Origin of the sequence: Methylocella tundrae (assembly GCF_038024855.1) — a bacterium.
Classification (GTDB): domain Bacteria; phylum Pseudomonadota; class Alphaproteobacteria; order Rhizobiales; family Beijerinckiaceae; genus Methylocapsa; species Methylocapsa tundrae.
Genome location: NZ_CP139089.1, coordinates 483,980 through 509,101, shown reverse-complemented (window position 1 = coordinate 509,101; position 25,122 = coordinate 483,980). Strand labels below are relative to the sequence as shown.

General features: G+C 61.8%; 26 protein-coding genes and 1 riboswitch. Of the genes, 10 read left to right on the top strand and 16 right to left on the bottom strand.

All coding sequences use genetic code 11. The annotated features are described in order from the left end of the window. Nucleotides 1-14: 14 nt before the first annotated feature. A riboswitch (glycine riboswitch) is annotated at nt 15-112 on the bottom strand. 138 nt (nt 113-250) lie between these two features. The 11 genes from SIN04_RS04780 to SIN04_RS04730 all read right to left on the bottom strand — a co-directional run bounded on the left by SIN04_RS04780 (nt 251) and on the right by SIN04_RS04730 (nt 10,806). Then, nucleotides 251-889, bottom strand: a complete 639-nt coding sequence (locus SIN04_RS04780) for a hypothetical protein (RefSeq protein WP_134486643.1) — start codon at nt 887-889, stop codon at nt 251-253. A gap of 102 nt (nt 890-991) precedes the next feature. Next, complete coding sequence (locus tag SIN04_RS04775; RefSeq protein ID WP_341264248.1) at nt 992-2,308, bottom strand: glycosyltransferase family 2 protein; 1,317 nt, start codon at nt 2,306-2,308, stop codon at nt 992-994. A 401-nt stretch (nt 2,309-2,709) separates the two neighbouring features. Further along, nucleotides 2,710-3,498, bottom strand: a complete 789-nt coding sequence (locus SIN04_RS04770) for an SDR family NAD(P)-dependent oxidoreductase (protein WP_134486637.1) — start codon at nt 3,496-3,498, stop codon at nt 2,710-2,712. 1 nt (nt 3,499) lies between these two features. Further along, entirely contained in the window at nt 3,500-3,946 is a 447-nt protein-coding gene (locus SIN04_RS04765) for a MaoC family dehydratase (RefSeq protein WP_134486634.1), read from the bottom strand. Next, entirely contained in the window at nt 3,939-4,394 is a 456-nt protein-coding gene (locus SIN04_RS04760; protein WP_134486632.1) for a hypothetical protein, read from the bottom strand. Before SIN04_RS04760 ends, SIN04_RS04765 begins: the two co-directional genes overlap by 8 nt. After that, a complete protein-coding gene (locus SIN04_RS04755) occupies nt 4,391-5,614 on the bottom strand; it encodes a beta-ketoacyl-[acyl-carrier-protein] synthase family protein (protein ID WP_134486629.1) in 1,224 nt (407 codons plus the stop codon). The genes SIN04_RS04760 and SIN04_RS04755 overlap by 4 nt, the downstream gene beginning before the upstream one ends. 1 nt (nt 5,615) lies before the next feature. Then, on the bottom strand, nt 5,616-5,885 hold the full coding sequence (locus tag SIN04_RS04750) for an acyl carrier protein (RefSeq protein ID WP_134486626.1): 270 nt from the start codon (nt 5,883-5,885) through the stop codon (nt 5,616-5,618). A gap of 367 nt (nt 5,886-6,252) precedes the next feature. Then, complete coding sequence (locus tag SIN04_RS04745) at nt 6,253-6,738, bottom strand: L,D-transpeptidase (RefSeq protein ID WP_134486623.1); 486 nt, start codon at nt 6,736-6,738, stop codon at nt 6,253-6,255. Nucleotides 6,739-7,022: 284 nt separating this feature from the next. Further along, a complete protein-coding gene (acs, locus tag SIN04_RS04740) occupies nt 7,023-8,960 on the bottom strand; it encodes an acetate--CoA ligase (protein WP_134486620.1) in 1,938 nt (645 codons plus the stop codon). A 115-nt stretch (nt 8,961-9,075) separates the two neighbouring features. Continuing rightward, the gene (locus SIN04_RS04735) at nt 9,076-9,768 is read right to left on the bottom strand and encodes an invasion associated locus B family protein (RefSeq protein ID WP_341264247.1); all 693 of its coding nucleotides are present in this window, start codon (nt 9,766-9,768) and stop codon (nt 9,076-9,078) included. Between the two features lie 309 nt (nt 9,769-10,077). Continuing rightward, the gene (locus SIN04_RS04730) at nt 10,078-10,806 is read right to left on the bottom strand and encodes a DUF1223 domain-containing protein (protein WP_244605673.1); all 729 of its coding nucleotides are present in this window, start codon (nt 10,804-10,806) and stop codon (nt 10,078-10,080) included. 352 nt (nt 10,807-11,158) lie between these two features. On the opposite strand from SIN04_RS04730, the gene SIN04_RS04725 reads away from it, so the two are divergent. Genes SIN04_RS04725 through SIN04_RS04715 form a run of 3 tightly spaced genes read left to right on the top strand, consistent with a single transcriptional unit; the run spans nt 11,159 to nt 13,271 of the window. Beyond that, a complete protein-coding gene (locus SIN04_RS04725; protein ID WP_134492279.1) occupies nt 11,159-11,713 on the top strand; it encodes a LemA family protein in 555 nt (184 codons plus the stop codon). Further along, nucleotides 11,710-12,663: a TPM domain-containing protein gene (locus tag SIN04_RS04720; RefSeq protein WP_341264246.1), complete on the top strand. Its 954-nt coding sequence runs from the start codon at nt 11,710-11,712 to the stop codon at nt 12,661-12,663. The genes SIN04_RS04725 and SIN04_RS04720 overlap by 4 nt, the downstream gene beginning before the upstream one ends. Continuing rightward, nucleotides 12,663-13,271, top strand: a complete 609-nt coding sequence (locus tag SIN04_RS04715; RefSeq protein WP_134486614.1) for a TPM domain-containing protein — start codon at nt 12,663-12,665, stop codon at nt 13,269-13,271. The genes SIN04_RS04720 and SIN04_RS04715 overlap by 1 nt, the downstream gene beginning before the upstream one ends. 33 nt (nt 13,272-13,304) lie before the next feature. Here SIN04_RS04715 and SIN04_RS04710 read toward each other — a convergent pair whose 3' ends face one another. Next, nucleotides 13,305-14,534, bottom strand: a complete 1,230-nt coding sequence (locus tag SIN04_RS04710; RefSeq protein WP_423135993.1) for a lytic murein transglycosylase — start codon at nt 14,532-14,534, stop codon at nt 13,305-13,307. Nucleotides 14,535-14,575: 41 nt separating this feature from the next. After that, nucleotides 14,576-14,974, bottom strand: coding sequence for a cell cycle two-component system response regulator CpdR (gene cpdR, locus SIN04_RS04705; protein WP_174511552.1), 399 nt, complete (start codon nt 14,972-14,974; stop codon nt 14,576-14,578). 278 nt (nt 14,975-15,252) lie between these two features. On the opposite strand from cpdR, the gene SIN04_RS04700 reads away from it, so the two are divergent. Continuing rightward, a complete protein-coding gene (locus SIN04_RS04700; protein ID WP_134486608.1) occupies nt 15,253-16,206 on the top strand; it encodes an N-formylglutamate amidohydrolase in 954 nt (317 codons plus the stop codon). A gap of 260 nt (nt 16,207-16,466) precedes the next feature. Here SIN04_RS04700 and SIN04_RS04695 read toward each other — a convergent pair whose 3' ends face one another. Beyond that, nucleotides 16,467-17,033: an invasion associated locus B family protein gene (locus tag SIN04_RS04695; protein WP_244605672.1), complete on the bottom strand. Its 567-nt coding sequence runs from the start codon at nt 17,031-17,033 to the stop codon at nt 16,467-16,469. A 343-nt stretch (nt 17,034-17,376) separates the two neighbouring features. Here SIN04_RS04695 and coxB point away from each other — a divergent pair, with 343 nt between their 5' ends. The 6 genes from coxB to SIN04_RS04665 all read left to right on the top strand — a co-directional run bounded on the left by coxB (nt 17,377) and on the right by SIN04_RS04665 (nt 22,964). After that, the gene (coxB, locus tag SIN04_RS04690; protein ID WP_134486605.1) at nt 17,377-18,267 is read left to right on the top strand and encodes a cytochrome c oxidase subunit II; all 891 of its coding nucleotides are present in this window, start codon (nt 17,377-17,379) and stop codon (nt 18,265-18,267) included. A 36-nt stretch (nt 18,268-18,303) separates the two neighbouring features. Beyond that, complete coding sequence (gene ctaD / locus SIN04_RS04685) at nt 18,304-19,968, top strand: cytochrome c oxidase subunit I (protein WP_134486602.1); 1,665 nt, start codon at nt 18,304-18,306, stop codon at nt 19,966-19,968. A gap of 204 nt (nt 19,969-20,172) precedes the next feature. After that, the gene (locus tag SIN04_RS04680; RefSeq protein WP_134486599.1) at nt 20,173-21,123 is read left to right on the top strand and encodes a heme o synthase; all 951 of its coding nucleotides are present in this window, start codon (nt 20,173-20,175) and stop codon (nt 21,121-21,123) included. Between the two features lie 4 nt (nt 21,124-21,127). Continuing rightward, nucleotides 21,128-21,295 (top strand): hypothetical protein, encoded by a 168-nt coding sequence (locus SIN04_RS04675; protein WP_166795847.1) that lies wholly within the window; start codon nt 21,128-21,130, stop codon nt 21,293-21,295. 10 nt (nt 21,296-21,305) lie between these two features. Beyond that, entirely contained in the window at nt 21,306-21,917 is a 612-nt protein-coding gene (locus SIN04_RS04670; RefSeq protein WP_134486596.1) for a cytochrome c oxidase assembly protein, read from the top strand. Nucleotides 21,918-22,097: 180 nt separating this feature from the next. Continuing rightward, on the top strand, nt 22,098-22,964 hold the full coding sequence (locus SIN04_RS04665) for a cytochrome c oxidase subunit 3 (protein WP_134486593.1): 867 nt from the start codon (nt 22,098-22,100) through the stop codon (nt 22,962-22,964). A gap of 53 nt (nt 22,965-23,017) precedes the next feature. Here the strand turns inward: SIN04_RS04665 and SIN04_RS04660 are convergent, their stop codons facing one another. Next, nucleotides 23,018-23,506, bottom strand: coding sequence for a cupin domain-containing protein (locus SIN04_RS04660; protein WP_134486590.1), 489 nt, complete (start codon nt 23,504-23,506; stop codon nt 23,018-23,020). Nucleotides 23,507-23,800: 294 nt separating this feature from the next. Further along, entirely contained in the window at nt 23,801-24,916 is a 1,116-nt protein-coding gene (locus SIN04_RS04655; protein ID WP_341264245.1) for a RuBisCO large subunit C-terminal-like domain-containing protein, read from the bottom strand. Nucleotides 24,917-25,122: the final 206 nt, after the last annotated feature.

Genomic DNA, 25,122 nt, shown 5'->3' with positions numbered 1-25,122 from the left:
CTTTCCAGAGCGTCATCTTCCCAGCGGTCCATGGGCCTGAGCGTTTCCGGGGCGGTTGCGCCTTCGGCGCCGATTCTCCAATTAGAGAGCCGGACTCTTCCGCTGGGATATATTTGACTGCTAATTATCGGCGCGCGCCTGTCTTTTGTCAATGGTGCGACGCAAAATCAGACCCGCGCCGAGCACTGACATGCTGCGGACTCGGACGCCTTGCCCGGCACGCGAAAACACCCAATCGATCGTCGGCGCTTCACTCTTTGTGCTTCGCAGCCGGCTTTTCCGGCCCTTCGTCGATGCCGACCTTGATGGTGTAATCATCGTCGGCGTGATCCTTCGTGAACGGAACCAGCAGCGGCTCGGTCACAAGCGAGAATTCGGTCTGCGCCTGCCCCGCGGGAATGGTCGCGGCCACCCGGTAGAGTTTCGTGACGACGGGCTCATTGTCCTTGGCGTCGACGATGGCGACGCGCAAAGGCACGCTGAAGCTCGCCGGCGATCCGGCTGGCCCAAGCAGCACATTGCCGGAGATGCCGACTTTGATCGCAAGCTGGTCGCCCTGCTGCGAACATTCGCGCACGACGTCGCCGAGCGCATATTGATAGCGCAGATTCATGTTGGTCGGCGGCGTGCCGGCATGCACCTGGGAGGCGGCCGTGCCGTCGAGAACGAGGATCTCCGGGCAGAAGAGGTGGTGTTCCTTCTGCTGCTGCTGCTCCTGCTTATCCTTCGACCCGTGATAGGTGAAGAATTCTTTCCAGTTGAAGTTGTTGAAGCCGTTCAGCAGACCGCCCGAATCGGCAGCGGCCCCGCCGGCAAGACCGCTAAGTCCGAGCGCCGCGGCGGCGGCGAAGCCAATTCGGGCGCCGCGAATCACATTGCTCAATCGCATTCAAGACCGCTCCTGCTCACATCATGTGAAGGACTTGCTCTACATGACTACGCGCAAAAGCTCCAGATCTCTGCTTGCCGGACGCGCCGGCATGCGGATTGCTCAAAAGCGCCGGATCGGATCAGTCGGCGCAACCGGGATCGATACCGATTTCGGCGTGCGCGTCCAGGTGTCGGCGGCGCCGAAAACGGTTTTCAGAATCGAAGGCGCATTGGAAAGGCTGACGAAAATCATGAGAGGGGTGAGCGAGGCAAGCGTCGCGACGTAACGAGACACGGAGCCGCGCCGCAACACCATATAGGGCGTCAGCGTCATGCCGATGGCGACAATCGCGATCAAGGCGGCGATCACATTGATGATCGGCAGATAGGCGGTGGGATCCCCCGCCCGCAACATGATGCTTGCGAGAAGCGCTCCTGTCGCGATCGCAGCGCAGGGATAGAAAGCCTGGACGAGGATCAGGAAGCTTGCCGAGAATTTGCGGCGCACGGACCAGTCCGACGTCCAGATCTGTTTCATCAGCTTGCGGGCGACCTGCACGAATCCGTTCGACCAGCGCCTCTGCTGGACGCGCCAATGCTTGACCTGATCGGGAACAAGGCCGGGAACCGGAGGGTCCATCGAAAACAGCCCGTGCCATCCGGCTATTTCCGCGCGCACGGTGAGATCGAGATCCTCACACAGCGAATCAGACGACCAGCCTCCAGCGGCGGCGATGGCGGCGCGCCGCCATACGCCAGCGGTGCCGTTGAACTGGAACAGCCAGCCGGCGCGATAACGCGTCGCCTGCTCCAGCACGTAATGCGCATCGAGCATCAGCCCTTGCGCTCTGGTCAGCCAGTTGGCGCTCGCATTGGCGAATTCGCAGCGCGACTGAATGAAGCTCGCCTTCGGATCGGCGATGAGAGCCGGCATGACCTTGCGCAGCCAATTCGCCGGAGGACGGAAATCAACGTCGAGCACCGCGACATAGGGGGCATTCGAATGCAGGAGCCCGGCGGCGAGCGCTCCCGCCTTATAGCCCGAGCGGTCGCCGCGGCGCAGATGCAGGACGTCGAAGCCCCGGTCATGCAGCTCGCCGATCACGCGCGTCGCGACAACGCTCGTCTCGTCCGAACTATCGTCGAGCAGCTGAATGTGCAGACGGTCCCGCGGCCAGTCGAGAGCGGCGGCCGAGCGCAAGGCGCCGACGACTGTTTCTGGCTCATTGAAAACGGGAATTTGCACGAGGACATGAGGCAGGTCGCCGTCTGTCAGAATGAGATGACGAAGCGGGCGCCCAAGTTTCCTGCCGGTGAGCCGCTCGAAAACATTGATGCCGATGAGCGCCAGAAATCCGCCGCCGACGAAAAGAAGTCCCAGGACGGCAATCACAAGGGTCACGTCGCTGAGCAACGTCAAGAAATCGATTAAGGTCAAGCGTCAAGCCCCCGCGAACGTCGTCTTCTCGTCCGCGCCGCGCTCGGCCTGCCGTTGATCTTGGCGCGAACGTGGTGCCGTTCGCAGCGCTAAAATCGCCGGTCGCCTTACACGGGGATGTCGCCGCGAGGATTGACTCCAGATCTTTGCGCAACGGCGCGCCGGATGGAGCGAAGGCTCGAACGACTTCCGCGGAGAGAAACTCTCAGGCTGGAACAAGCAATAAATCGAGCAGTGGAACAACCAACAAATTGCAACAGATTGTTGCAGGAATTGAGTAGACCTTCGTGATAAAAACTTAACATTACCAAAGTCTTAAAAGCGCCGCATTTGTGATCAGGCAAACTTGCGAACGCCATTATTGACCCGCAAGAAAACAAACATCAGGCGTGAAATGGGCTCTATCGGACGCGCTCTTGCGTCTTCGGCGCTTTGACTTCAACACGCGATAAAATCTTGTCGACAAGCCGAATCGGCAAAAGCCTGCCGAGCCGGGCGACGAAGTAAAGCCGCCGTGGAAAGGCGATGACGGCTCTGCGCCGGTCGAGACCGCGGCGAATGATTCGCGCCGCTTGCGCGTCGCTGACCTCGAGCGGCTTCATGGCGTCGATACTGTCGTTCAACGGGGTTTTCACAAATCCGGCGATGATGAGGCTGACGCACACGCCTTCCGCTTCAAGCCGGCCGCGCACCGATTCGGAATAGGCGTGCACCGCCGCCTTGGTCATGCAATAGGCCGGCGAATAAGGCAGCCCACGCAACCCCGCGATTGAGCCGATGAAGGCAAGCTGCCCGTTCCTGCGGGCGCACATCGGCACGATGAGCGGTTCGACGGTATTGAGCACGCCAAGAAGATTGGAGCTCAAAATGGCGCGAACGGCTTGCGGGTCCTCCGTCAGTTCGCCTGGCGCCAGCCCTGTCGTAATTCCGGCATTGGCGACGCAGAGATCAAAGCCGCAGCGCGCGTCAGCGGCGCTGATCCAGCGCGCCATAGCGTCCTGATCGCGGACGTCGACAAGCCCGGCGTCGACTTCCGCCCCCTGCCCGCGCGCCAGCGCCGCCACGGCGTCGAGTCGTTCCTTATTGCGCCCGATGAGCGCCAGCCTGACGCCGGGTGCGGCATAGTCGAGCGCGAGGGCGCGGCCGATGCCGCTCGACGCGCCGGTGATGAGGATTGACCGGGGCTGCATGTCAAAGCGGCCAAGGCTCAAGACGCCGCACCGTCGCCTCCGCCAAAATGGCGAGATCGCCATTGGGGCCATACGCCATCAAGCGCAGGAAGAGTTCAGGCCGGGGCTCGAGAACCGCGCGCGCGACGCGCCCCGTAATGCTGATCGCGCCATCTCTGAGGACCGGACGCAGGAACTTGCCCGAAAGCCGGCAGATGATGATGTCGCGCCGCCAGTGGCGCAGCGCCGGCTCGAAACAGCTCATCATCAGCATGCCGTGCACGGGCGGCGCCTCGAGCCCGACCGCCGCGGCGGCGCTGGCGTCGAGATGCAAAGGATTGTCATCGCCGGAGACGAGGGCGTAGCGGCGAAGATGCGAGCCTGAGAAGGGACCAAAATCCGTCCGGCCTATCGTCTCTCCGACTTTCGGCCAGTTGGAAAGCGGCGCGCCGGCCGCCGCCTCACTCATTGCTGGGCGCCGCGATGGCGGCCAAAGGGACAATGCGCAGCACCGTCTCGAAGGTCGCCCATGTTCCGGCGTCCGGCGTCGATATGGCGACCTTGACGGTGAGCCGCTCCGGATCGCTCGTGCGCGTGAACGTGAAGTCCAGCAGATAATCGCGGCCGACTGCGAGAGGACGAACGTAGTCGAAGCTCTGCGCCTCATGCACCGGCAGAAAGCCGGCGCCGATCTGTCCCTCTAGTGTCGGCCGGATCTCGGGCATCGTCAGCCAGCAGAATGGATAGGTCAGCGGGACCGCGTTCGGGTCGAAGTTTTCGCCTGCGGTCTGCCCCACAAAATCGCCTGACTCACGCCGAAAGGCCGCGATTTTTTCCGCGTCGGTCCTGACCCCAACGCCACGCAGTTGGACCGGCGCATCGCCGCCCTCAGCCGCGCGCAGATCCTCCGCGATCATGCCGCCTCGGCGCGACGCACGATGAGGCTCGCGTTGATGCCGCCGAACGCGAAGGAATTGGTGAGCGCGGTGCGAATGGGCGTGGGCCGCGCCTCATTCGGCACCGCGTCGATCGGGCATTTTGCGTCAGCTTCGCGCCAATTGATCGTCGGCGGCGCGATGTTGTTGCGCACAGCGCCAATGGTGACGACGAGCTCGAGCGCGCCGCCGGCGCCGAGCCCATGTCCGTGAATCGGCTTCGTCGACGAAACCGGGATATGCGGCAGCCGCTGGCCGAACACCATGCCGAGGGCCTCCGACTCGGTCAGATCATTGACCGTCGTGCCGGTCCCATGCGCGTTGATGTAATCAATCTCCTCCTCCGAGCAGTCGGCGTCCCGCAGCGTCTGGCGCATGCAGGCCGCGGCGCCGCCGGCGTCCGGACGGACCTGATCCTTGGCGTCGGCCGTCGTGCCGTAGCCGGCGAGTTCGACCAGCGCGTCAGCGCCCCGCGCCCGGGCGACGTCTTCGCTTTCAAGGATGAAAACGGCGGCGCCAGCGCCGAGAATCATGCCGTTGCGCCCCTTGGAGAACGGGCGGCACACGTCCGGCGTCAGGACGCGAAGCGCCTCCCAGGCCAGCATCGAGCTGTTGGTGATGCAGTCTTCCGTGCCGCCGACGATGGCGCGGTCAATGAGGCCGGAGCGAATGAGATGCGCGCCGATCCCGATCGCCTGGGTCGCGGATGAACACGCGCTCGCCACCGCGAAACAGGGGCCCGTCGCGCCGTAGCGAATGCTGATATTCGACGGCGGCGAGCTCGCGATAAGACGCGGCACGGTGAGCGGCGTCGGCCGGCCCTGCTCCACCAGCGCAAGATGGAGCCCGTCCTCGATCGTATGCATGCCGCCGACGCCGGTGCCGATGATCGAGGCGGTGCGCGCGCCCATCGGCTCGGCGCGGGAAAGCCCGGCCTGCGCCATCGCTTCATCCGCGGCGGTCAACAGATATTGCGTAACGATATCGCAGAAGGGCAGCACGCTGGCTTCGATATGGGCCGCCCCGTCGAACCCTTGCACTTGCGCCGAAATCTTGATGCGGCCGCGATAGGGCCGATTGAATTGCGTTTCCCCGACGCAGGAGCGCCCGTCGCGGGCGGCGCGCCAAAGGGCGTCGGCCCCAATTCCCGCGGACGACACAGCCCCCATGCCTGTGACGACGACCCGTCGCTTGGCGCTCATATTATGATTTTTCTTTGATGATATAGGCCGCGATCGCGTCGATCAGGCTTTTGATGTCCTTCGCCTCATGGAAAGGACCATCCATGGGGATATACACGTCGAATTTTTCCTCGATGGCCGTCAAAATCATCACAATGTCGATTGATTTGAGATCAAGACTTTCAATCGTCGCATCCAGGGTGACCTTCTCGCGATCGATCATTCCTTCTTTGACGATGACATCGATGATCTGGTTGACGAGTTCGGTTTGATCGAGAGCCTTCGTTTCCACCGATTACTCCTACGCCATGCGTTCTCAGACAGTCCCGCTCGAACCGGCCCATTAGCTCGAGCAAGACGCGGCGCTCGCCGAGCGGACCGAGGCCCGCGGCGCCGACAATAGCGGCGCCCCTGGCCAAGTCGAGCACAACCCGCGGTGCGGCGTCAACTCCGCGCTCGCGTTTCCCACTGCGGAAGCTGCGGCCGCGATGCCGGTTGCGGCCGCGCTATCGCCAAGCCAAATCGTTGGTTACGCTAATCCGTCACGAAAATAAAGGGCGCGCCGCCGTCGAAGGCGCGCGACATCGCTTTCAGGCCATCACGTTCTTGACGCCATTGTCTCAAGACGTGATCCCGCCGGGGGCCAAGCGGCGCGAAAATCAGGGGATTGCAATGACGGGCGTGCCGATCCGGACGCGGCCATAGAGATCGACGACATCTTCATTCAACATGCGGATGCAGCCGTATGAGGCCGCCGTGCCGACCGACTTGCGCATGCTCTGGCTGGTGCCGTGAATCGCAACCTCAGACAAAGACAGCGTGAGCGCCGCCGCGCCCATCGGATTGCGCGGTGAGCCGCCCGGAATGACGTCGGGAAAATTGGGATGGTCGCGGCGAACGTCCGCCGGCGCCGACCACGCGGGCCGCACGAACTTGCCCGCAATATAGGCCTCGCCCCGCCACGCCTTGCCGGCCTTGCCGATCGCCACCGGATAACGGATGGCCTCGCCATTGCCCATGACATAATAGAGCTTGCGTTCGCTCTCCTTGATGACGATCATTCCCGGCGGGTAAGACAGCGGAAAAGCAACGACTTCACGCGCGAGAGCGCCGGCGGGGGCAAGGGCCGCGAGACTGGCCGCCATCGCGCCGGCGATAAGAGCGCCCTTTTTGGCCGCCGCTGCGAAGCTCGCCCGGGAAGCGCCGGAACCAGGAAAACTTACAAAATCCAACCGAAAGAAAGAGAGCCCGCCGCAGCGGCGCGTCATACCCATTGTCGTCCACCGATATTGTCGAATCGACGCTATTGGGGGCAGACCCCAACGGTCGATCCGACCATAGCAAAGACGACTTTAACCAAGCCTAAAACTCGCCCGCCGCGGCGAAAAAGCGGCGGAACCGTGGCCTTTTTGCATCAAGCCGCCGCGTCTCAGCTGGCGCGGTTGCGGATGAGATCGTCGACCACCGAGGGATCAGCGAGGGTCGAGGTGTCGCCAAGCGCCGAAAATTCCTTTTCGGCGATCTTGCGCAGAATGCGCCGCATGATCTTGCCCGACCGCGTCTTCGGCAGCCCATCGGCAAAATGAATGACGTCCGGCGAAGCGATCGGGCCAATGTCCTTGCGCACCCAGGAGACGAGTTCGGCGCGCAGCGCATCACTCGGCTCGACACCGCTCATCAAGGTCACATAAGCGTAAATGCCCTGCCCTTTCAGATCATGCGGATAGCCGACGACGGCGGCCTCGGCGACCATCACATGGGCGACGAGAGAGCTTTCGACTTCCGCCGTGCCGAGGCGGTGGCCCGAGACGTTGATGACATCATCGACGCGGCCGGTGATCCAGTAATAGCCGTCCTCGTCGCGCCGGCAGCCGTCCCCGGTAAAATATTTGCCGGGATAGGCCATGAAATAGGCCTGCACAAAGCGCTCATGATCCTGGTAGAGGGTGCGCATCTGCCCCGGCCAGGAATCGGCGATGACGAGATTGCCGCTGCAGGCGCCTTCCAGCACCTCTCCCCCGGCGTCGACCACCTGCGGCTGGACACCGAAGAAAGGCAGCGTCGCGGATCCGGGCTTCAGATCCATTGCGCCCGGCAGCGGGCTGATCAGAATGCCGCCGGTCTCCGTCTGCCACCAGGTGTCGACGATGGGGCAGCGTGATTCGCCGACAACGCGGTAATACCATTCCCAGGCTTCCGGATTGATCGGCTCGCCGACGGAGCCGAGCAGCCGCAGCGAGGCCCGGCTCGACGCCTTGACCGGCGCATCGCCGGCGCCCATCAAAGAGCGAATCGCCGTCGGAGCGGTATAGAAGATATTGACCTTGTGCTTGTCGATGATGTCCCAGAAGCGCGACACGCTGGGATAGGTCGGGACGCCTTCGAACATCAGCGTCGTCGCCCCATTGGCGAGAGGGCCATAGAGGATGTAGCTATGCCCGGTCACCCAGCCGACGTCCGCGGTGCACCAGAAGACTTCGCCCGGATGATAGTTGAAGACATATTGGTGCGTCATCGACGCGTAGACGAGATAGCCGCCAGTCGTGTGCACGACTCCTTTCGGCGCGCCGGTCGAGCCGGAGGTGAACAGGATGAAAAGCGGATCCTCCGCGTTCATCGGCTCATAAGGGCAGTCGGCGCCCACCTTCGCCAGAGCCTCGTCGTACCAGACGTCGCGGCCGTCGGTCCAGGCGACCTTGCCGCCCGTGCGCCGCACCACCAGCACCGTCTCAACGATGCCCGACGTCTTCTTGATCGCGGCGTCCGCGTTGACCTTCAGCGGCACCTTTCGGCCGCCGCGCAAGCCCTCATCCGCGGTGATGACGAGCTTCGATTTGCAGCCTTCGATGCGGCCAGCCAGCGAATCGGCCGAAAAACCGCCGAAGACGACTGAATGGATGGCGCCGATGCGCGCGCAAGCGAGCATGGCGTAGGCCGCTTCGGGAATCATCGGCAGGTAGATCGTAACCGTATCGCCTTTGCCGATTCCATGCGCCTTGAGGACGTTGGCGAGGCGGCAGACCTCGGCGTGCAGCTGCTTATAGCTGATATGTTTGGATTCGTTCGGGTCGTCGCCTTCCCAGATGATCGCAGTCCGCTCGCCGTCATCGGCAAGATGACGGTCGATGCAATTCAGCGACACATTGGTAAGTCCGTCCTCGAACCATTTGATGGAGACATTATGCGGATCGAAGGAGGTGTTCTTTACTTTCGTGAACGGCTTGATCCAATCAATCCGGCGACCGTGAGCGCCCCAGAATTGATCGGGGTCCGCCATGGAGCTTTCGTACATCGCCTTGTACTGCGCCGCGTCGACGTAGGCGTCTCTACTCCATTCCGGAACGACGGGATAAATCTTCTCGGACATTTGATCTTCCTCCCGGTGGCGCGTTTGCCGCGTCTTCCTCAGCTAAAGTCATTATGCGCCCATGAAACGCACAAGGCGATCCTTTTGCGACGTGCGCCTGCCGCCCGGCATCCTCTCAGGGGCAATCTTTTTGAACTCTCTCAAGCGCCTGCGATATCCCCGAAAGGGAGTATGTGTCGGTCGTCAGGTTCCCTTTGATCGACGGCGCTTTGATGATCAGCTTCGCGCCCTTCTTCAAAGCCTCAATAAACTGACTTTCCTCGGCAGGATTCTTGATCCAGGCGTTGGCGCCCTTGGCGACAAGATCGAAAGTCGAGCCGCCGATGTCCGCGCGCGCTTCGGCGCCGTCCTTCATGGCGAAGCCCATGATGATCGACACTTCGTTACGAACCTTCTCCGCCGGACGGTTTGAGATGAAAACATATGCGGGATCACGTTTCAGCGACGCCGGCGCCCGCTCTTTCGGCGTCGCCAGCGCATAACAGGTCTTATCCTTCGACCCCTGCGCTACGAAAGCGCCCCAGTCGCCATATGAGCCGACCTGAACCGGCTTGCCGTTTTTCTTCGAGTCGCCCGATTTGGAATCAGATTTCGAATCGTCTTTCTTGGCGTCCCCTTTTTTGGCGTCCATCGACTTTGGATCGGCCTTTTTGGCTTCGAGCCAGGCTCCGGCCTCATCCTGAGATAGCCTCGCCTTTTGCCGGAGAGACACGTCGCCGATTGCAGCAAAACCCGCGGCGGGGATAAAGGCCGCCACAAGGGCCGATGCGACGGCGACGGCCGCGCCCGGAGAGAAACGGAAATTCATGAGTCTGTAACGCTCCTTGTCGATCCGACGCATTAGAGCACTTTCCGGCGAAGCAGACACGGATTCGCGCCAGAGAAAATGCGATAAAGCAAAAAGCAGCCGAGAAAACTTTTCAACTTTCGTGGGAATTGGACAGGGCGGGAAAAGCGACGCCTTATTTATAGGAGGGAAGCTCGGCAGGGAAAAGAGCCTGTAGCGGATGATTGCGCCAAAATATCAGGTTTCGGCAGCGCACGAGAGAAGGCGGCGCTGACTGCGGCGCCCCCAAGGACGATCATGCCCCGCGCACCCGTGTCGCCTCAAAGCGCCTCAGAGGCCCGCGGTCTTGGCGGCGCCGAGAATCACGCCCGGCTTCTCCAGCGGTCCTTTTTGCAGAAGGACGACGTAGCCCTCGCCCTCTTCGCCGGTCTCGGGCAGCCTGAAGGTGGCAGTCGAGCCGGTCCAGTCGCCAAGCTTGTCGATAGCGCGCACGACATTGGTGTAAGTCACGCTGCGTCCGGCATTTTCGCCGCGGCCGATATGCACTACCTTGGAGCGCACGACGCGCAACGCCACGACCTCGGCGGGGCCGCCCTCGCCCTCCCCCACCTCGATGACAATGGCGCCGTTGGAATGCGACAGCCGCATGGGCAGCGTCAAGGCGCCTTCGCGTCCCTTGCTGGCGCGAACGGCCTCCTCGATCTCCTGGCGGTCACTGCCGACTACGCCGGCCAGTCCATTCACAACGATTTCCGGCGTATAGACATGCTGTTCGCCATGCGCCGCCGCATAGGCTTTCTGCCGCGCCGCGAAAGCTGGCGCAGCCAGCGTATCTTTCCAGCCGATATAATCCCAATAATCAACTGCGAAGGAAACCGCGATCACATCGGGCTTGCGCGCCAGCGTCGCCAGCAAGGCGTCGGCCGGAGGGCAGGACGAACAACCCTGACTGGTAAAAAGCTCCAGCACCGAATTGAGGGCGACGGCATTGTTCGAGGCCGCCTCGGCGGAGCAGCAGGCTGTGACAATGAGCGCCGCGCGCAGGATAATCCGCGACAAGGCTCCCGAACAGGAAATCAGTGGAAATCCTCTGAATAATCCCATTGATCACTTCATTGTCGTGGAAAGGCGTATCGGCATAGATGTCATGATAGTAGTGGACTGTAGTGAAACCAAAGGCTCGCGCCAGTCAAATCCTGTTGACCGGGGCGGGAGCAACTATCTGCGAGAGGGTAATAGCTATCTCTCTTTCAACCTTATCACAATTGGTTTAATTGCTGGCGACGATCGACCTCTTCTGAAGCTGGGAGACCTGGGCATGACGCTTTCTGAAAACTCGATTCAAAGTCAATCACAGGTCTCGCCGCTCGACCGACCGCTGAGACGGCTGTTGTCGGTCATCGCCGTCCTCATGCTTGGGCTGGGCCTTTCGGGATGCGGCTACAATACCATCCCGACGCTCGAAGAGCAGGCGAAAGCAAAATGGGCGGACGTGCAGAACCAGTATCAAAGGCGCGCCGACCTCATTCCCAATCTCGTCGCCACGGTCCAGGGCTACGCCAAGCAGGAAAAAGACACGCTCACCGCCGTCACTGAGGCAAGAGCGAAGGCGACCTCGATCAACATCGACGCCTCGCAGCTGACCGATCCCGTGAAACTGCAACAATTCCAGGAGGCTCAAGGCCAATTGTCAGGCGCGCTCGGCCGGCTCCTGGCGGTCAGCGAGAATTATCCGGATCTGAAATCGAACCAGAACTTCCTGGCGCTGCAGTCGCAGCTCGAAGGCACGGAAAACCGCATCGCCGTCGCACGGCGCGACTATATTGAAGCCGCGCGCGTTTATAATACCGCCCTGCAAACCTTCCCGACGATCCTTTGGGCCAAGACGGTTTTCGCAGGCAAACAGCCGCTCGCCACCTTCACCGCGAATGATGCGGCGCAGACCGCGCCCCAAGTGAAATTTTGAGCGTCGGCCTTTTCCCGCTCTGGACTGATCGCGGGGGCGGCCTCCTCGCCGCATCCGCTCCGGCTCCGCGCCGCCTCGCTCTTTCGCGGCGGATCGCAGCAGCTTTTCTATGCCTCGCCGTTTTGTTCTGCGCCGGCTTTGCTTTCGCCTATGATTTTCCGCCGCTCACGGGGCGCGTCGTCGACGCGGCCAATGTCATCCCGGCCGCGACGAAGGCCGCGATCGAGACCAAACTCGAATCGTTGGAGACCAAATCCGGCATCCAATTGGTCGTCGCCACGGTGAATTCGCTCGATGGCGACGAAATCGAGCCTTACGCCAACGCCCTCTTTCGCGAATGGAAGCTTGGCGAAAAGGACAAAAATAACGGCGTCTTGATGCTCATCGCGCCAAAACAGCACAAGGTGCGCATTGAGGTCGGATACGGCCTCGAGGGGACGCTCACCGACGCCTTGTCGAAAATCATCATCTCCAACGCGATGGCGCCGCGATTCAAGACTGGCGATTTCGGCGGCGGCGTCGAGCGCGGCGTCGATGATGTCATCACCGTGCTCACGACGGACGCCTCGGAGTGGCAAAAGCGTCCTGACCTGCGTCTCGACCGCCACGATTCGCGCAGTGATTCGCTGACGCCGTGGCTCGTCCTCGCGCTGTTCGTCATTGTCGTGCTGCTGCTGTTTCGCGCGCCCCGCCAGGGCGGGATGGCCAGCGTCTCGACGGGCGGCGATCCGCGCTGGGGCACGCAGCGCGGCGACGGCCAGGGCCAAGGCCCCGAGCGGCCGCGGAACGATCGCGATTTCTTCTGGAGCAATCTTCTGTCCTTCATCCTCGGCATGCTGGCGAATTCTGGCCGCGGAGGCGGACGCGGCGGCTCTGACGATTGGGGCGGCGGCGGCTTTTCCGGCGGCGGCGGATCGTCTGGCGGCGGCGGCGCTTCAGGGAGTTGGTGATGATCCTTTCGACCGAAGACCAGAATCGCATCAACGCCGCCATCACCGCGGCCGAATCGCGAACCGCTGGAGAGATCGTCTGCGTTCTCTCGCGCGCTTCGTCGGACTACATGACCTATGCGGTCGCCTGGTCGGCGCTGATCGCGCTCGCCGCCCCCTGGCCCCTCATCGCCATGACACAACTTTCAGTGCAGCAGATCCTGCTGGTTCAAGTTTTCATTTTCACCGCGCTCTATCTCGTTTTTTCATCGTCCGGCCTCGGACATCAGCTCGTGCCGGGCCGCGTGCGCCGCGAGCAGGCCCATCGCGCCGCGATGGAGCAGTTCATGATCAGAGGCATGACGCGCAAGACGAACCGCGCCGGCGTGCTGATCTTCGTGTCGCTCGCCGAGCATTACGTCCGCATCGTCGCCGACGACGGCATTGCGTCAAAGGTCGACCGGTCCGTGTGGCAGGGCGCGGTCGACGCCCTGCTCGCCCAGATTCGCGCAGGCGATCTCGCGACGGGATTCGTGTCCGCCGTCGAGCAATGCGGCGCGGTGCTGAACCAGCATTTTCCGCCGGGCGGCGGCAGGGACGAACTGACCGACAAGATCTATGTGATTTAGGTCTGGTGACGGCGCCGCGTCAGTCTCGCAATCTCACCGGCCCCGCGCGGCGGCGAGCACGGAAACGCTGGCGCGGCCATCCGGCGGCAGTCCGGCCTTCGCCTGAAAATCGCTGATCGCCTGCTTGGTCTTGGTCCCGATGACGCCGTCCGCCTTGCCGTCGAGGTCATAGCCGCGCCGCATGAGAAGCGATTGCAGCTCGCGCCGATCGGCCCGCGAGAGGCCGGGGTCGTTGGTTGGCCAGGGCGTCGCAAGCCCTCGGCGCCCGCGCAGCCGGTCAGACAGGAGCGCGATCGCGAGCGCGTAAGACTCCGCGGCATTGTATGAATAGATCGCATCAAAATTACGCGTCACGAGGAAGGCCGGCCCGTTCGGGCCAGCTGGCAGCAGCAGGCCGGCGTTGGGGCCGCCATCGAGCCGCGAGCCGTCGATCCGGACGATTCCGCGCGCAGCCCAGGCCGCCATCGGCTCTTTGCGGGTCCGCCCGGAGGGACCCGCGTAACGCTGCGGCAGCCGCACTTCGAAACCCCATTCGACGCCCGGCGTCCAGCCGCCCTTGCGCAGATAGGCGGCGGTCGAGCCGAGGGCGTCCGGCACGGAGTTGATGAGGTCCTTGCGCCCATCGCCGTCGAGATCGACCGCCGTGCGCAAAAAGGTCGAGGGCATGAACTGCGTTTGGCCGAACGCTCCCGCCCACGACCCGACGAACTGCTCTGGCGCTATGTCGCCATGATCGAGAATTTTGAGAGCAGCCGTGAATTCGGTCCTGAAATAGGCCTGCCGGAAGCTGCCGCATGAGAGCGTCGCGAGGGACTGTATGATTGGCCGCGTCCCGAAACTGCGGCCGAAATCGGATTCGACGCCCCAGACGGCCGCGATCGTCGCTCCGTCGACGCCGAACTTTGCCTGCGCCGTCGCCAGCGCCTGCGCCCACCGCTGCATCATCGCGCGCCCGTCGTTTACCCTCTCCTCGTCGACGAGGCCGGCGAGATAGTCCCAGATGGGCGTCTTGAACTCCGGCTGCGCCTGCGCCAGCACAAAAACGTCGGGATTGGGCTGAAGCGCGCTTGTCGCCTTATCAAACGTCGCCGCGCTGACGCCGCTCGCGAGGATGGAAGGGCGAAGCGCCGCGAGACACTCCTGGAACGAGCCGGCTTTGGCTGGAAGAAGGCCAACCGCGTTCATCGCGCCGAAAGCGACGCAAAGCGCCATGAACGGAACCCGGCGCCGCGCCGCGCGATCAGGAGCGTTTGCTGACGTCATGCGGGGAAGCATAGCAGCACGCGCGGCAAACGGAAATCGCCTCACGCCGCGAGCAGCCTTTGCACCTCGTTGACGAGATCCTTGAGATGGAAAGGCTTCGACAGGATCTTCGCCTGCGGCGGCGCATTATTGTCCGGGTTGAGCGCGACGGCGGCGAAGCCGGTGATGAACATCACCTTTATGTCGGGATCGAGCTCCGTCGCCCGCCGGGCGAGTTCGATGCCGTCCATCTCGGGCATGACAATATCGGTCAGAAGCAGCTCGAACGGTTCTTCGCGCAGCCGCCCATACGCCGAAAGTCCGTTGTCGAAGGAAGCGACGGAGTAACCGGCGTTCTGCAGAGCCTTGCCCAAAAAGCGGCGCATGTCGCTGTCGTCTTCGGCGAGCAGGATCTTGCCAAGCTGGATTTTTGATTGTGTCGGGAAATTCATGTCATTCATGGGAGCCTCGCAATGCCGGCCAAGCAAAGGCGCATTAGGTAAAAATCCCATGAAAATCTGAGGCCGCAAACGCGGCCAGGCGTGTTTGCGGCCCATCGCGGATGTTTTCCGAAAGCACGTGACAAATTTGTCCTGCCGGTCAAATCGCCGCTGCGTTTTCAACGATCAGCGCCGGTCAGTCGCTGCGATCGCGGATAGATGTGGACAGCGAGCCGCGTCCTTGGCAAATTGGCTCCCTTTAGGATTTCCCGAAGCTTCGGCTCCCTTGAGGACGATTGATGATTTCCGAGCCCCCGGGCCAACGCGGCGACATCGAACCGGAGCTCGATCCAGGCTTTGAGGTGAGCGAACCGCAGGCGCTGACCTCCGCGCTGGTGTTTTCCTCACCCCATTCGGGCGATGTCTATCCGCGGCGCTTTCTTCAGCGCACGCGGCTGAATTCGCTGCAGTTACGGCGCTCCGAAGACGCTTTCGTCGACGCCTTGTTCAATGGCTGCGTGGCGCTTGGCGCGCCGATGATCCGAGCGCTTTTTCCGCGCACCTATCTTGACCTCAACCGCGAGCCCTATGAGCTCGATCCGCGCATGTTCGAAGGACGGCTGCCGGCCTTCGCCAATACGCGCTCGATCCGGGTCGCAGGCGGGCTCGGCACAATTCCGCGCGTCGTCGGCCAGGCGCAAGAGATCTACGCCGGACGGCTCCCGCTGGAAGAAGGATTGCGGCGCATCGAGAAGCTGCACAAGCCATATCATGCCCGCCTCAGCGCACTGATCGACCGCGCGCAGCTGAATTTTGGACTGGCCGTGCTGGTCGATTGCCACTCGATGCCCTCCGCCGTGAGTCCCGCCGGCGGATTGTTTTCGAGCCACGGCCGCGAAGCGATGGCGGGCGCCCCCAAACAGAAGGCCGATTTCGTGCTTGGCGATCGGCATGGCGCCAGCTGCGCGACAGTTCTTGTCGACGTCGTCGAGGCGGAATTGCGCAGTCAGGGCTTCAGCGTCGCCCGCAACAAGCCCTATGCCGGCGGCTACATCACGGAGAATTACGGCGCGCCCGCCGCCAATCGCCACGCGCTTCAGATCGAGGTCAGCCGCGGTCTCTACATGGATGAACACAATGTGGTCCGGTCGGAGCGCTTCGAGGAGGTGCGCGCCGCCATGACGCGGGTCGCGGCCGCGCTCGCCGAGACGGCCGCCTCGCGCCTTGTCGTGCTGCGGGACGCCGCCGAATAGCCCCTCGGCTTAGCGCCGGCCCGTTCCCGCCAGCGGGTCGCCAAATGACGCCTTTTCGTGGACGACGTGATCGCCCCTTCAGTCGCTGCGACCGTCAGCCGGCTTTCAGAAAATGCGATAACCTTCGCGACAGCCAAAGGGATCACCAGGAAGCGGCCGCGCTTTGGAGCACGCCGCTGGAAAGCGGCGACGGTTTCCCGGCGACATAATACTTTGACTTTTGATGAAAGGCGCAGTCAGAGGCTGGACGAAATCCGTCTTTAGGGCAATGTGTCGAAACCTTCGCGGAAGCCCGCGAGGGCCAGCGGGATGCCGATGCCTTCTTCCGGCGTCTGGAAAATGATGAAGGTCGCGTTTGCGCCGCTCTTCATCTGGTCGATCAGTTTCTGTTCCATGACGACTTCGGCGACGCATCCCGTCGGCAGACAGCGCACGAAGCCTGCGCGGCCGACGTCGACATTATCAATTTTCAGCCCGAGACCCGACGGCAGCAGCACGCCGAGCGGAGCGATAACGCGCAGGAGCCGGCTTTTCCCATCCGCCGTCTTCAGCACGATCACGACGAGATTAATGTTCGGCTTGTCCTCGGCGGCGACGCTTTGCAGCAGCGCGCATTGTTCTTTGGAGGCGCCGGGCGGGGTCTCGCAACGCGTTTCCCAGTCGCCATTCTTGGATTTGACGACGCCTTGCGCCCGAGCTCCGCTGCCCGCGGCCAAAATCACGGCGGCGCACAGGGCGGCGCCAACGATCCAGACCCCGCTGCGCGAGGGCGTCCGGAGAGAACGCGCGAAGACATGCTTGCGATGATGTTCGACGGCGTCAGCCATGTTTTCTCCGGAACTCGACTCGCGCGCTTGATCCATTTTTTCAACATCATCACGCGCCGACCTGCTGCCTAGCAAATCGCGTCGGGCTGTCAAGTAAAGTAGGACGGATTTGCCGGCTTCGCCCTGGCCGCCGCGTTTTGCAAGGCGTTTGCGCCAAACGGCGGAGCGCCGGGGAAGCGATCGCGCGCTTATGCCGCAAGGCTGGCGCGGCCGGGTTGATTGCGCTCAAGGAAACTTTGTGGTTTTGAACTATTCTCCCCGCCCTTTCTCAGCGGCTCTGGACGAGCTGAATGGGAAATGGTAGGCGCGGAGGGTCAGCCGTGCAACCGGAGCTTCGACCTTTATGAGATTTGCCAGCACTGCAGCCCGTCTGTTTCAAACCCTTCGCTCGGGCTTGTTTCCCTCCGCTTTCTCCTTGGCGACCCTCGCGGCAGGCTCGGCCTACGCCGATGGCTTTCCGCGCCCGGGCCAGATCACCTTCGAGGAAGCCGTCACCCCTATCGCCCATGAGATGCACTTCTTCCATAATTGGGTGCTGCTGCCGATCATCGTCGGCATTACGCTTTTCGTCCTCGCCCTGCTCGCCTACGTCCTGATCCGCTTCAACGAGAAGAACAATCCTGTCGCGGCGCAGACGACACACAATTCGACGCTTGAAGTCGCCTGGACCGTGCTGCCGGTGATGATCCTCGTCATCATAGCAATCCCGTCTTTCCGGCTGCTCACGCATCAATTGGTGGTGCCCCCGGCCGACATCACCGTCAAGGTGACGGGCAAGCAGTGGTACTGGACCTATGATTATCCGAAAGATCAGGGCGGCGGCTTTTCCTTCGACTCCTATCTCATCCCCGAATCAGATCTAAAGCCCGGCGATATCCGCCAGCTCTCCGTCGACAATGAGGCCGTCGTGCCCGTCGGCAAGGTGGTGCATGTGCTGGTCACCGGCGCGGACGTCATTCATTCCTTCACGATTCCGTCTTTCGGCGTTCGCATCGACGCGGTTCCCGGCCGCATGAACGAGACCTGGTTCAAGGCTGAGCGCGAAGGCGTTTACTACGGCCAATGCTCCAAGCTCTGCGGCAAGGATCATGCTTTCATGCCGATCGCCTTCCGCGTCGTGAGCCCCGAGCAATATACGGCCTGGCTCGCCTCGGCGGCCAAAAAATTTGCTTCGAACGCGCCTCATTCGATACAATTGGCCAATACGAACGCGCCAGCGGCCGAGCTGCGCTAGGCGCGACAATAAAACAGCAATCTAGGGAGACTCCCGTTGGCGACCAGCACGACAGTCCATGAAGAGCACGGCCATCCGACCGGTTGGCGCCGCTACCTCTATTCGACCAATCACAAAGACATCGGAACGATGTATCTCATCTTCGGGATCATCGCCGGCGTCATCGGCGGCTTTCTATCTGTCCTGATGCGCATGGAGCTGCAAGAGCCCGGCATCCAGGTCTTCAATCATCTCGCCATCGCTCTCGAAGGCGCGACGCCCGACACGGCGATCGACGTGGCGAAGAACATGTACAATGTGACGATCACGATGCACGGCATCATCATGATCTTTTTCATGGTCATGCCTTCGCTCATCGGCGGCTTCGGCAACTGGTTCGTGCCGATCATGATCGGCGCGCCGGACATGGCCTTCCCGCGCATGAACAATATCTCGTTCTGGCTTCTGCCCGCGTCCTTCGCTCTCGGCGTCACCTCAATGTTCATGGAAGGCGCGCCCGGCATGCTGGGCTTTGGCGGCGGCTGGGTCATGTATCCGCCGCTGTCGAGCAATGTCGGCCATCCAGGGCCGGCGATGGACTTCCTGATCCTGTCGCTGCATCTCGCCGGCATGTCTTCGATCCTCGGCGCGATCAATTTCATCACGACCATCTTCAACATGCGGGCGCCGGGCATGACCCTGCATAAGATGCCGCTGTTCGCCTGGTCTGTCCTTGTCACCGCCTTCCTGCTTTTATTGTCGCTGCCGGTGCTCGCGGGCGCCATCACCATGCTGCTGACGGACCGCAATTTCGGCACGACGTTCTTTGATCCGTCAGGCGGCGGCGATCCGCTGCTGTTCCAGCATCTCTTCTGGTTTTTCGGCCACCCCGAAGTCTACATTCTGATTCTGCCCGGCTTCGGCATCATCAGCCACATCGTCTCGACGTTCTCGCGCAAGCCGATCTTCGGCTATCTCGGCATGGCCTACGCCATGGTCGCGATCGGCGTCGTCGGCTTCGTCGTGTGGGCGCACCACATGTTCACGGTCGGCATGTCGCTCGACACGCAGCGTTATTTTGTCTTTGCGACGATGGTCATCGCGGTGCCGACCGGCGTTAAGATCTTTTCCTGGATCGCAACGATGTGGGGCGGCTCGATCAGCTTCCGGACGCCGATGATCTGGGCCGCCGGCTTCATCCTGCTGTTCACCATCGGCGGCGTCACGGGCGTTGTCCTCGCGAACGCCGGCATCGACCGCGCTTTCCACGAGACCTATTACGTCGTGGCGCATTTCCACTACGTTCTGTCTCTCGGGGCGGTGTTCGCGCTCTTTGCGGGCTTCTACTACTGGTTCCCGAAAATGTCGGGCTACCTCTACAATGAAACCCTCGCCAACGCGCATTTCTGGCTGATGTTCGTCGGCGTCAACCTCACTTTCTTCCCGCAGCATTTCCTCGGCCTCGCCGGCATGCCGCGCCGCTATATCGATTATCCCGACGCCTACGCGCTATGGAACCGGGTTTCGTCCTTCGGCTCCTACCTCTCCTTCGCCGGCGTCATCCTGTTCCTCTATGTCGTTTATGACGCCTTCGCCAGGAAACGCCTCGCAGGCGACAATCCCTGGGGCGTCGGCGCGACCACGCTCGAATGGACCTTGTCCTCTCCGCCGCCGTTCCATACGTTCGAGACCTTGCCCCGGATTGTGAGCTCGGATCACTGAGCGGCCTTTAAGCGAGGGCGTCGTTGAAAATTTCGAAAGACAAAAGGACTTTCGAAAGAAACAAGACGCCCTCGGCCTACGGCGATCGACCACCCTTTTAGATCGATCGGCGCGTCATTCCTGACTTCTTCGCCGCAACGCCAAGGCTTTTGCCGGAGGGCGCCGGAATATGTCGTCAACTCCAACGTTGAAGCAGTCCGACACATGAGTTTCATCAGCGAGACCGGCAACGGCGCGCAGGACCTTGCGGTTTCGATCGCCACTCCCGGCGATTACATCGCCTTACTGAAGCCGCGCGTCATGTCGCTCGTGATCTTCACCGCCCTGACAGGCATGTTGATCGCGCCGACGCATGTTAATCCCATTATCGCCTTCGCCTCGCTTCTCGCCATCGCCGTCGGCGCCGGGGCGTCTGGCGCGCTCAATATGTGGTATGACGCCGATATCGACGCCGTGATGCGGCGGACCAAAAAGCGGCCGATTCCAGCGGGCAGAGTGACGAAGGAAAGCGCCTTCAGCTTTGGCGCGATCCTCACCGTCCTTTCGGTCCTGACGCTCGGCTTCGTCGCCAACTGGCTCGCGGCGGCGCTGCTGGCCTTTACGATCTTTTTCTATGTCGTCATCTACACAATGTGGCTGAAGCGCTCGACGCCACAGAACATCGTCATCGGCGGCGCTGCGGGGGCTTTTCCTCCAATGGTCGGCTATCTCGCCGTGACCGGCCACGTCAGCCTTGCGAGCCTCACGCTGTTCGCCATCATCTTTGTCTGGACGCCGCCGCATTTCTGGGCGCTTGCTTTGGTCAAGGCGGATGATTTCGCTCGCGCTGGCATTCCGATGCTGCCCAATGTGAAGGGCGCGGACCGCACCCGGCGCGACATCCTGCTTTACGCCTTCGTTCTCGCCCCGCTTGGCCTCGCGCCGTGGCTCATCGGCTTCGCCTCGCCCGTCTATGGGCTCCTCGCCTTCGTGCTCGGCGTCCTCATGCTGTTCCACGCCGCCCGCGTCTACCTTGTGCGCGACGGCGATCAGGCCAACCGGTTCGCCATGCGGATGTTCGCCTTCTCGATTATTTATCTGTTTCTGCTTTTCGCCGAAATCGTCGGCGAGCGCACTCTTGCGATGATGCAGATTGCGGTTCCTCTGTCATGGTGACTCTATGACGATCCGTAATAAACCAGAAGGCGTCCGGCTCACGCCGGAGCAGGAAAAGAGCCGGCGCCAGCGCAATGTGGCGATCGGCGTCGCGATCGCATTATTCGTTGCGCTCGTCTATGTCGTGACGATCGCCAAGCTCGGCCCCGCCGTGCTCATTCGTCCTCTTTGAGGCGCGCGCCATGAATGTTTCCCCTGAGCCGGCCGGACCATCGAAGGCGGATCGCAAAGGGCTCATCGCCGGAATCGCGGTGGCCGCGAGCCTCGGCATGCTGGCGCTCTCATTCGCAGCTGTGCCGCTCTACCGTATGTTCTGCGCCTCGACAGGTTACGGCGGCACGACACAGGTCGCGGAAGTTGCGCCGGCCCATCAAGGAAAGCGCGATCTGATCGTCCGTTTCGACGCCAATGTCGCGCCAGGGCTCGACTGGACTTTCGAGCCGGAAACGCCGCAGATCAAGCTGCGTACCGGCAAGACCGCAACGGTCTACTTCAAGGTCACCAATCTGTCCGACCACGCCCTTTCCGCACAGGCGATGTATAATGTCGGACCGAGTAGCGCGGGCGCCTATTTCGACAAGATCAGTTGCTTCTGCTTCAATGAACAAAAGCTCGACGCGCATGAAACGGTGGAGATGCCGGTCGTGTTCTTTCTCGATCCGGCGCTTGAACACGACAACAGCATGACGGACGTCGATGTGGTGACGCTGTCCTACACGTTTTTCGCCGCGAAGCCGGAGAAAGCCGTGGTCGTCGGCGATGGAAAATCGGGCGAAGCGGGAAAGCCGCTTTGAGCCTCGCAGGATCTCTTGACCAAGGCGTCCAAACTTGGCAGAGGCGATGGAATGCGCCGCGCAAACGAACGGCGTGAAAAACGGGCGGAAGCGCCAGCGATTAGTTGAGAAGCCGCGCGACGCGGTTGTGATCAATATAAGGCTCGATGAGCCTTCAGAGCGGGAAGAGGGTCAAAGCTGATGTCGGACGCCCACGCCAAACCGAACCACGATTATCACCTGGTCGATCCAAGCCCCTGGCCCGTCCTGGCGTCGATTGCCCTGTTCGTCATGGCGGTCGGCGGCATAATCTGGATGAAGCATCTTTCGGTCGGCGCGTTCAAGCCCGAAGGCCTCATCTTTGGCGTCGGCGTGATAGCCCTGCTTTTCATCGCCGCCTCCTGGTGGATCGACGTCATCAAGGAATCCAACGTCGGCTACCACACCCATGTCGTGCAGATTGGCCTTCGATACGGCATGATTTTGTTCATCGCCTCCGAGGTCATGTTCTTCGTCGCGTGGTTCTGGGCCTTCTTCAACTCGAGCCTCTTTCCGAACGAGGCGATCGAATATGCTCGCGTTCAGGCCACCGGCGGCGTCTGGCCGCCGAAGGGCATCGAGGCGATCGATCCGTGGCATTTGCCGCTGCTCAACACACTCATCCTCCTGACGTCAGGAACGACGGTGACCTGGGCCCATCACGCCCTTCTGACTGGTGATCGCAAGGGCCTGAAGGCCGGCCTCGTGCTCACCATTCTGCTCGGCGTCCTGTTCACAACCGTGCAGGCCTATGAATATATTCATGCGCCCTTTGCCTTCAAAGGATCGATCTTCGGCTCGACCTTCTTCATGGCGACCGGATTTCATGGCTTCCACGTCATTGTCGGCACGATTTTTCTGGCTGTGTGCCTGTTGCGCGCCTTGATCGGCCAACTCTCGCTCGATCACCACCTCGGCTTTGAATTTGCCGCCTGGTACTGGCATTTCGTGGACGTGATCTGGCTGTTCCTTTTCTCGTGCATTTACGTTTGGGGATCGTGGGGGGCGCCGATCGAGGCCATGAAATAGGGCTTCGCGAGCGATCGTGAAAAAGGCGCCTGTCCAGGCGCCTTTTTCTTGCGTCATCGACGAAGAAACGCTGCGATCTCAGGGTTCGCCGTCAGCGCTTCGAGATCCTCGTCGCTCGGAAGTTGCGGGCGATCGCGCTCGGCGTTGACGAGGCAGAGAAAGCCAAGCCGCTCCTTGTCGCCCGCGCGGAACTGATGCCAGGTCCAGGGCGCGATGGTGACGAGATCATGCAGACGCAGCGTCCGGATCGTCCCGCCGACGAGACACGCGCCCTCTCCGCGCAGCACCATGACCGCGTGCATGTGCTCGTGCCGCTCAAGCGTCGAGAAACCGCCAGGCTCGATCTCGAAGTAGCGCAGTTCGCCCAAAAGACGGGGATCGGAGAACAACGTCTGGCGGGAGATCGCCTTGAATGGCGCGCTTTCCGCCTCCTTATAGGGGCGATGGGAGACGCCTTCCCAGCGAAAACCCTCCAATGACCGGCGCACAGCCGGCTCGGGTTTGTGGTCGCTAATTGATCGTCCCTCGGAATTCGACAGCATTCGATGGCCCTCCGGTAACGTGGAGTTCCTCGCTCAATAAGGAACCCTTCAGCTTTGCCCAGTCACTATCGAACTGGCAGCGTCTTCACCTCGACGCATGCCGCTCCGCTCGAACCTCATGAGGCGACGCGTCAACTGAGTTCGGCATCTTATCGCGTTTTGTTGAAGCGCCCGGAAAACTCTGATCCGCGGTTTCGCGATCTTCTCGAAAATCTGTTTCAGGCAGATCGGGGGGCAGTTCCTGGCCTTGAACGCAAAGATATCGTTCGAACGGAAAGAGAATTGCTCATCAGCTCATGGCGTCGACATGCGCGGGTAGCAATGATCCGCGACCGCGCGAACGAAGCGTCCGGCCTCCGCCGCGAGGCCCTCACGCGGCGCGCTGAGCAGGCCCCCGCCAATCAGCAACATAACGTCTTCGCCATAGCAATCGAGCAGCTCCGGCGTGCGGTCGAGGCTCATGCCTCCCGCCGGCGCGGGAGCGCTTGCCGCGAGACCGCCGAAACTCTCAAGAAGTCCCGCGGCAATCGCCTTGCACGTCAGGAGCGAATAGCCGAACCGCCCGCCATAATTTGGAAAGATCGACGCGTCGGCGCCAAACAAACGGAAAAGCTGCGCGAACAAGACCGGCGAGACACGCGCGCCTGTCATTGTGGGATGGGCCAGAAATGCAAAGTCGGGATGATTGCGGCGTAAGGCGTTGAAATTCGACGGGCCGGCGACCATCGGCGCGATCAGCGCGACATCGAGCCCCTCTTCCCGCGCGAGGCCGAGCTGGCGCTCCATGTCGGCGTAAGACCCCGAGAGGCTCGGCGCGTAGCGCGTCGGATGGCCTGTGCGCTCGCTCGCCTTCCGAACCGCCGCGGCGCAGGCGCGGACACGGTCAACGAAAGGGCTATAGGATTGGTCGGCGAGCCCATGATCATCCTTGATGAAGTCGAGACCGCCCATCGTCAGTTCAAAGGCGAGCTTTCCGAGATCCTCCGCGCCGAGCCCTTGCGGCTTCAAGGCGGAGCATGTCATCGCCCTCCCCTTTGCGCCAACGCGCTCGCGAAGCCCCGACAGCCCATGCGAGGGACCGCCAAACGCGCTCAGCATCTCACTCGGAAGGATCGCGCTGGAAAGCACGACGTCATCGTGCAGAGAAGTGTTGCCGAACAGCATATTGATAAGCTGACCGGCGTCGGAACCGATCGTCGCGGCCGCTAGATCAATGGTGACGTCGAACGTGCCATTGCCGCGATCGTCAATCGCCCTAACCTGTCCGACAATGTCCGATAAGATCGAACCGTCGTGGATGGCCGAAAGCGGCATCTCGACGCTCTGCTCGACGGCGATCGCCTGCGCGCGCGCCTTGATCTCCGCGGCGCTGGCGCGAACGCCATAAACAACCGTCAGTCTCGAAGTCACGGGCGTTTTCCTCGTCTCACGGTCACAACGGCCGATTCGAGGCGCCGATCATCGAAGCGATGTCTCCCCTGAAGGAAAATCCGAGAAAATCCATACGGCCAGATCGCGGCGCAACAGCCACGCCCGGCCTTTTCTGTGAAGCAGAGATAGGATTTTCCTCATGCTTTTGGTCTGGAACTCGCCTCGATCAACCTATGCGATGGCCG

Excerpts from the sequence above, each read along its gene's own strand:
- SIN04_RS04780 (WP_134486643.1), bottom strand. The coding sequence starts at position 889 with ATGCGATTGAGCAATGTGATTCGCGGCGCCCGAATTGGCTTCGCCGCC.
- SIN04_RS04770 (WP_134486637.1), bottom strand. The coding sequence starts at position 3,498 with ATGCAGCCCCGGTCAATCCTCATCACCGGCGCGTCGAGCGGCATCGGC.
- SIN04_RS04765 (WP_134486634.1), bottom strand. The coding sequence starts at position 3,946 with ATGAGTGAGGCGGCGGCCGGCGCGCCGCTTTCCAACTGGCCGAAAGTC.
- SIN04_RS04760 (WP_134486632.1), bottom strand. The coding sequence starts at position 4,394 with ATGATCGCGGAGGATCTGCGCGCGGCTGAGGGCGGCGATGCGCCGGTC.
- SIN04_RS04755 (WP_134486629.1), bottom strand. The coding sequence starts at position 5,614 with ATGAGCGCCAAGCGACGGGTCGTCGTCACAGGCATGGGGGCTGTGTCG.
- SIN04_RS04745 (WP_134486623.1), bottom strand. The coding sequence starts at position 6,738 with ATGGCGGCCAGTCTCGCGGCCCTTGCCCCCGCCGGCGCTCTCGCGCGT.
- acs (WP_134486620.1), bottom strand. The coding sequence starts at position 8,960 with ATGTCCGAGAAGATTTATCCCGTCGTTCCGGAATGGAGTAGAGACGCC.
- SIN04_RS04735 (WP_341264247.1), bottom strand. The coding sequence starts at position 9,768 with ATGAATTTCCGTTTCTCTCCGGGCGCGGCCGTCGCCGTCGCATCGGCC.
- SIN04_RS04725 (WP_134492279.1), top strand. The coding sequence starts at position 11,159 with ATGCTTGGGCTGGGCCTTTCGGGATGCGGCTACAATACCATCCCGACG.
- SIN04_RS04715 (WP_134486614.1), top strand. The coding sequence starts at position 12,663 with ATGATCCTTTCGACCGAAGACCAGAATCGCATCAACGCCGCCATCACC.
- SIN04_RS04710 (WP_423135993.1), bottom strand. The coding sequence starts at position 14,534 with ATGACGTCAGCAAACGCTCCTGATCGCGCGGCGCGGCGCCGGGTTCCG.
- cpdR (WP_174511552.1), bottom strand. The coding sequence starts at position 14,974 with ATGAATGACATGAATTTCCCGACACAATCAAAAATCCAGCTTGGCAAG.
- SIN04_RS04700 (WP_134486608.1), top strand. The coding sequence starts at position 15,253 with ATGATTTCCGAGCCCCCGGGCCAACGCGGCGACATCGAACCGGAGCTC.
- SIN04_RS04695 (WP_244605672.1), bottom strand. The coding sequence starts at position 17,033 with ATGGCTGACGCCGTCGAACATCATCGCAAGCATGTCTTCGCGCGTTCT.
- coxB (WP_134486605.1), top strand. The coding sequence starts at position 17,377 with ATGAGATTTGCCAGCACTGCAGCCCGTCTGTTTCAAACCCTTCGCTCG.
- SIN04_RS04680 (WP_134486599.1), top strand. The coding sequence starts at position 20,173 with ATGAGTTTCATCAGCGAGACCGGCAACGGCGCGCAGGACCTTGCGGTT.
- SIN04_RS04675 (WP_166795847.1), top strand. The coding sequence starts at position 21,128 with ATGACGATCCGTAATAAACCAGAAGGCGTCCGGCTCACGCCGGAGCAG.
- SIN04_RS04670 (WP_134486596.1), top strand. The coding sequence starts at position 21,306 with ATGAATGTTTCCCCTGAGCCGGCCGGACCATCGAAGGCGGATCGCAAA.
- SIN04_RS04665 (WP_134486593.1), top strand. The coding sequence starts at position 22,098 with ATGTCGGACGCCCACGCCAAACCGAACCACGATTATCACCTGGTCGAT.
- SIN04_RS04660 (WP_134486590.1), bottom strand. The coding sequence starts at position 23,506 with ATGCTGTCGAATTCCGAGGGACGATCAATTAGCGACCACAAACCCGAG.